At 29.1% G+C, this 6,407-nt stretch carries 6 protein-coding genes; 3 read left to right on the forward strand and 3 right to left on the reverse strand.

What is annotated here, in order from left to right; all coding sequences use genetic code 11:
* Positions 1-185 (forward strand): hypothetical protein (locus RGC78_RS15685; RefSeq protein WP_309556932.1); only part of this gene is annotated, 185 nt, incomplete at its 5' end.
* Between the two features lie 19 nt (positions 186-204).
* Here the strand turns inward: RGC78_RS15685 and RGC78_RS15690 are convergent.
* The 3 genes from RGC78_RS15690 to RGC78_RS15700 all read right to left on the reverse strand — a co-directional run bounded on the left by RGC78_RS15690 (position 205) and on the right by RGC78_RS15700 (position 1,551).
* On the reverse strand, positions 205-768 hold the full coding sequence (locus RGC78_RS15690; RefSeq protein WP_309556933.1) for a sigma-70 family RNA polymerase sigma factor: 564 nt from the start codon (positions 766-768) through the stop codon (positions 205-207).
* A 209-nt stretch (positions 769-977) separates the two neighbouring features.
* Positions 978-1,196: a DUF2922 domain-containing protein gene (locus RGC78_RS15695; protein WP_205449995.1), complete on the reverse strand. Its 219-nt coding sequence runs from the start codon at positions 1,194-1,196 to the stop codon at positions 978-980.
* A 130-nt stretch (positions 1,197-1,326) separates the two neighbouring features.
* Entirely contained in the window at positions 1,327-1,551 is a 225-nt protein-coding gene (locus tag RGC78_RS15700; protein ID WP_205449994.1) for a DUF1659 domain-containing protein, read from the reverse strand.
* Positions 1,552-1,916: 365 nt separating this feature from the next.
* On the opposite strand from RGC78_RS15700, the gene RGC78_RS15705 reads away from it, so the two are divergent.
* Together RGC78_RS15705 and RGC78_RS15710 are read left to right on the forward strand one after the other, a co-directional pair.
* The gene (locus tag RGC78_RS15705; protein WP_309556934.1) at positions 1,917-4,154 is read left to right on the forward strand and encodes a cadherin-like beta sandwich domain-containing protein; all 2,238 of its coding nucleotides are present in this window, start codon (positions 1,917-1,919) and stop codon (positions 4,152-4,154) included.
* A 700-nt stretch (positions 4,155-4,854) separates the two neighbouring features.
* On the forward strand, positions 4,855-6,407 hold a 1,553-nt coding region (locus RGC78_RS15710), incomplete at its 3' end, for an N-acetylmuramoyl-L-alanine amidase family protein (RefSeq protein WP_309556935.1).

Genomic DNA, 6,407 nt, shown 5'->3' on the forward strand with positions numbered 1-6,407 from the left:
GTATAAAGCTCATGGACAGAGGAATTTACTTTAAGAACACTAAAATAAAGCTTAGTCCAATTAATGCATGCTCCCAATCAAAGACTGCTGACAAGCAATTAATTGTACAAATCTTCATTAAGAGTTCTAAAAAGCAAATTCCAACGCCAGTTGGCCATTATACTAAAATATCAACATTCACTTAAAACATAGCCTAATTTTAAATTAATTTAAATATTCACTTAATTTTTGTAGAGTTTTTTTCTTTTTACGATGTAATGTTGTATATGGTATTTTAGTAATCTTAGAATATTTTACTAAAGGATTATTCTTTATTATTATAAAGTCTATTAGTTGTCGTTCATCATCATCTAATTTACTTAAAGCTAGTTTTAATCTCTTTTTTTCATCATTTTTATATAAAACTTCATCAGGAGTTGGTTCTTTTGATATCAATACATATTCTAAATTATCATTTAATATTAAAGCATCTGAGCCTTCAGCAGCATCTCTAGTTTTAGTTTTTCTTAATATTTGTTTTATTTCATTTTGTATTGAATTTGTAGCATATGCAACAAATTTATGTTCAGATAGTGAGTAATAATCAATGCAGCTAAAAAGTTTAGCATAACATTCATTTTTTATATCTAAAAAATCATAACCATGTGTAAAAGTTTTTGCAGCAATATTTAATATCATTGGTTTAAATTCTTTTGCAAGTTCTTCTTTAGCTTTTTTGTCACCTAGTTTCGATAAATAAACTAATCTCTCAATATCGTTAAAGTTCATATTTACCCATCCCCTTTTAAAAATAATTAATATTTATATTGAAAAATGCAATAAAATTGTAATATAAGTAATAAATTGTATGTTCATAAAATATATATGCTTTAACTCATGAAAAAACCAATAAAACTTTAAATTTTTAATTTACCCCCCCTGGGGTCCAGAAAATGGAAAAAGCCATGTCCCTAGGACATGACTTTTTTAAAATTATTTTATTTAACTGTATACTTTTTAACTTCTTTTTGAGTTAATTGAGCATTTTCAATTTTAACGAAAGATCCTTTACTTGTTAAAAAGAAGTTTTTATCAATTATTAATTGCATTAAAGCTTTTACATTGTCATCAGTTAAATCATTTTTAACACCACTTATATTTATATTTGTTTTAGAACCAGTAGAATTAATAAAAGTCATTGATAATATATATTCCATTGTAATTCCTCCTAAAGATTATTAATTTTAATATTTTCTACAATAAATTACATAGATATTTAAAAAGTATAATATTGCAATTTATTGAATTTTGACGTGCGGTAATAAAGTAAGTTTTTTAATTTAAATTTTATTCATTCATTAATTTTGATGAATCAGTTATGATATAGTTTCGACAATCAGCATCAAGTACTTTTTCTATTGCACTAGCAACTTCAAAGTAATCGTCAGCACCTATTGATGGATTAACATTTGAAAATGTTTTTTTTGTATAGATTGGATCGCCTAATTTATCAACCCCCTTTTGCACCTCGATACCTAGTGAACAACCTGTTACTAATTTTGTTATAGCCATAAAAGCATTCCTCCTTGTATTTTTTGTTTTGCTATATTTTAAAGGATAAGCTCACACTGGAAATTCTTGTCCAGAAGCTTTATACAAAAATATAAATTTGACTTTAAAACATAGCATTTGATTCGCTTTACACAAAAGATATATGTTAATAAGAATAAAATAACCGAGTATTTGTAAAAAAAAATTAATTATTAAGCAAAAATTGGATTTTTGTGTTTAAAAAAATGGCTATAATTGTTATAATTGCTTATGTAAAGTTTATGTAGGCTTAAACGATAATTAATGTAGGATAAAAGCTTAATTTACTAACAAAAAGGGAGGAGGAAATTGCTAAAGTTAATATTCATTTAGCAATAAAATAAATAATGAAAATTAATTTTAAAAGAGTTATTTCACAATTTTTAATATTGACAGTTATGATAACAGGAATTCAACTGGGGAATATTAAATCTGCAAGTGCGGTGGAATTGAATTTAGGATTTGTTGTAGAAGCGGGTGGAGCTAATTTAGATATTAATAAAAGTTCTTCAAATGCTTATTATACGGATGAAATTGATATGTCAGTATCGACTATTAATATAAAATCAAGTGATACGTCATATTACAAACTCGAAGGGGTAACATCTAATTCAAGTGGTGTAAAAATTGCAAGTTCAACAAGCAATGGGGTTACAAGTTATAAAATAGCTATGACTAAATATAATGATTTTAATGCTACTATTAAAGTAAAAGATTTAGGAACTCAAGAAGTTAAATCTTATAATGTTACTTTTAAATTTAAAGAAGAAAATGCGGATACATTTAAATTTAACAAGATAATGATAGCTGCATCTGGTAGTGGTGGAGCAATGACTCTTGATTTAGACTATAATTCTGATGGCGATGATTACTATATCTCAGGATTAGGAGATGATATAGATACAGCTAAAGTTAGTATTGTAGATGAAAATGGTAAGGCCATAACTTCAGGTGTTAAAATTACTATGGGTGGTAAGACAGGCACCTTTAAATTACTAGGTGGGGAAAATGAAATACTTATTAGTAGAACAGTTAATGGACGTACTAAGACATTTAAACTTGTAATTGCTAAAAAAGGCAGTGCTAAATTAAAGTCTTTAACAGGTGTAACATTATCACCTACATTTAATCCGGAAACTATGGATTATACAGCTACTGTTCCAACAGCAACAGATAAGGTTGTATTAAAACCAACGGCAGCAGATAATTCATCTACTATAAGAATAAATGGTGTTCTTGTAAATAGTGGAGCTAATAGTCAACCTATATCATTAAAAGAAGGAAAGAATGATATAACTATTAGAGTAACTACAAAAGATGGCGAAGTTGGAGTTTATAGTTTAGAGGTTACTAGAACTGAAGCACCAAGAAGTTCTTATTTAAAATCTTTAAAAATAAATTCAGCATCACTTTCACCAGCATTTAATAAGCAAACTTTTGATTATACAGCTACTGTTGAAAATAAAGTAACTGCTGTAACTGTTACTCCAACAGCTGAATATTCTACATCAACTATTAAAGTTAATGGAAAGAAAGTTGTAAGTGGAGGCACAACAGGTTTTATTAGTTTAGACGAAGGTTCTAACGAAATAGAAATAAAAGTTACTGATGATAAAGGCGATACTAGTACTTACGATATAGTTATCACAAGAAGATATGGAAAAGATAATGTAAAACTTTCAAATCTTAAGAGTACTGAAGGAACTTTATCACCAAAATTTGATCCAGAAACTTATCTTTATACTGTAAAAGTTGATAGAGCAGTAGGAAGAACTAAACTTGTATTTACAGCTCAAAATGATAAAGCAAAGGTAAAGATAAATGGCAAAGAGTATGCAAGTGCACAAGAATCTGATTACATTGATTTAAAAATAGGTGCAAATCTTGTAAATATAGAAGTTGTAGCAGAAGATAAGAAAACTACAACACTATATAGAGTAAGTATAATTAGAGATAAAATACAAGCTATTAATGAATGGGTATTATCTGGTGATGATTGGACATTTTATGATGCTTTAGGTAATCAAGTAAAAAATAAATGGGTAAAATATGATAATCAATGGTACTTTGTAAATATCAATGGATATATGGAAAAGAACGGATGGATTAACGAAAGTGGACAATGGTATTATCTAAATGCGGATGGAACAATGAAAAACAATTGGTTTAAAGATAATGGATATTGGTACTATCTTCAAGGCGATGGTGCTATGAAGAATTCTGGTTGGGGATATTATGATAAAGAATGGTACATGTTTGGACCTAATGGGATGCTTGAAACTGGTTGGAAACTGTATAAAGGTAATTGGTATTTCTTATTAGACAACGGTACAATGAGAAGAGGCTGGGAGTATTATGATTTAAATTGGTACTATTTAAATGATGATGGAACAATGAAAAAAGGCTGGCTATATGACGGGAAGAATTATTACTATTTAAATAATAGTGGTGTTATGAAGACAGGCTGGCAAAGAATAAATAGTAAGGATTATTATTTTGATTCTTCAGGAAAGATGAAGACTGGATATATATTCTTAGATGGTAAATGGTATAACTTAGGACAAGATGGTTCATTAATTTATTAATTTAGCTATTCTTGGACTAGCTAGTGACAGTCACCAATTGGGGTTGGTGACTGTCACTTCTGTTAATTGGTGACTGTCACCGAAAAAACGCTATGAGTTTTATTCGTAGCGTTTTTTTTATTCTTTAGGAAATTATATTGCCTGAAAATATGTGGATAACTTATGGGGATATTGTATTTTAGGGGCATGATGAGTATATCTAAAGAATAAAAAATAATCATATAAGCATTGTAAAGAGAAATTTAGCCAAGCTGGTGACTGTCACTTTACTCTGAAATAACCAAGCTGGTGACTGTCACCATATTACATTGGTGACAGGCACTTTCAACATTTATGTAATAATATGAAATAAAAGAATAAAATTGAAAAAAGACAAGCTTTTAATCTCATTAAAATGAATATGTACAAAATTTTGAGAATAAAAATGGATTTTGTAATATCCAATAGTTTTAAATTCTTTTATAGGAAATATAATCTAGTAATAAAATTTATAAAAACTATTTCCAATAAAGTCGAAAGGTGTTAAAATAAAACTATGGCATATGAGATATAAAAAACCACTTATTAAGGAATTATATTATGTAATGATTACTAATAATATGAATTGTTTTTTTATATGGTAAAGCCATAATTACAAAAGATAAAGCTTTTATTAAAGTTAAGTATTACAAAGGATAAAAGAACAAGGAGAGAAAAAAGTATGATAAAAAGAATGAACAAATTAACAGCTCTTTTAGTTGCTGCAACTGCTGTTGCTTCAATAGTTCCAACAGGGGTTAGCGCTGCTGACTACCAAAGAATAGAATCAAAAGATGGTACAATCTATAATGCAGTAGCATTTAAAGATGGAAAGTTCTTCGTTGATGGTAACGTTAAAGATGGAGATACTGATGCTGCTTACTACTTAAATGATGGAAAGTACTCAGAATTAGAAAACCTTGATACTGGAGTAGATGTTGATGGAGTATACGCTAACAAATATCTTTCAGTTGAAGGTGGAGATTACTACATCGATTTAGAAACTGGTAAAGTTATAGATGAAGATTTAAAAGAAAATACTTTAGATGATTTAGCAGTAAGCTTAAGAAAACAAATTAAAGATAAAGCGGATGACAGATATACAACTGAACATGATGAGTTAAAGAATGCTTCAGATTTCACTTTACTTGAAGGTACTAAATTTGCTGATTCTTGGTATGGCGTTAAATATGACGGAAACAATGTTTATACAGACGTTAAAGGAAACTATATAGATGCTGACTACAACTTAGGAAAAATTAAAGTTGAAGTTACAACTGGATCAAGCGCAAAATCAGTTACTTTAAACAACACTGAAGATACTGAAAAATCAATTACAGATGGACAAAAAGTATCTGCGAAAATTACTGATTCAAAAGTAATTGGACAAGACTCTGATAATATCTACAGAACAGCAACTATAACAGTAGAAGCTGGAACTGATACAATAAAATCAATAAATAATGTTACAGTAACACCAGTAGATGGTAAAGTACAATTTAAAGTTATCCAAAAAATATCAAAAGCACAAGCTTCTGATACTATAGATGGAGCTAAATATGCTAAAACAGTAGCTAACTATGCTATAACAGATAAAGATGGTGTAGATGCAACTGCTCAATTAGCTGATATGTCATTCAACGTTGTTGATGGAAAATTAGTAGCTTACAAAACAACTACAACTGCTAATAAAGTAAAAGTTGAAGCTAAAACAGTTAAATTCTCTACTGAAAGAGGATATACTTATACTGAAATTGAAGATGTAGATGCAGAAGAAGGAACAGCTTTTGATATCGACGTTGACGGTAACATGTGGTTATTAGAAAGTGGATTTGTTTATAAATTTGATAATGAAGAAGATTGGGACAAAGTTTACAAAGTAGACGGATCAATGAGTGAAATGTCAGTTTATAACAAAGACAACATGGTTGTTTGGAATGAAAAAGATGAAGTTTACTCAGTAGTTGGAAACAAAGATTCAGGAGAAGTTGAAAAGCCAGAAGTAACTACTGGATGGGTTAAAAATTCAGATGGAACTTGGACATTCGTAAAAGAAGATGGAACTAAGGCTACTGGTTGGTTAAATAACAACGGAACTTGGTACTTCTTAAATGCATCTGGAATCATGCAAACTGGTTGGATCAACGATAATGGAACTTGGTACTACACTAATGCTTCAGGAGCTATGTTAACTGGATGGCAAAACGTTAATGGTACTTGGTACTTTATGCAAGG

Origin of the sequence: Clostridium aquiflavi (genome assembly GCF_031344075.1) — a bacterium.
Taxonomy (GTDB): Bacteria; Bacillota; Clostridia; order Clostridiales; family Clostridiaceae; genus Clostridium; species Clostridium aquiflavi.

What these genes read in the sequence shown, in the direction of transcription:
- RGC78_RS15690 (WP_309556933.1), bottom strand. Translation starts at nt 768, where the DNA reads ATGAACTTTAACGATATTGAGAGATTAGTTTATTTATCGAAACTAGGT.
- RGC78_RS15705 (WP_309556934.1), top strand. Translation starts at nt 1,917, where the DNA reads ATGAAAATTAATTTTAAAAGAGTTATTTCACAATTTTTAATATTGACA.
- RGC78_RS15700 (WP_205449994.1), bottom strand. Translation starts at nt 1,551, where the DNA reads ATGGCTATAACAAAATTAGTAACAGGTTGTTCACTAGGTATCGAGGTG.
- RGC78_RS15695 (WP_205449995.1), bottom strand. Translation starts at nt 1,196, where the DNA reads ATGGAATATATATTATCAATGACTTTTATTAATTCTACTGGTTCTAAA.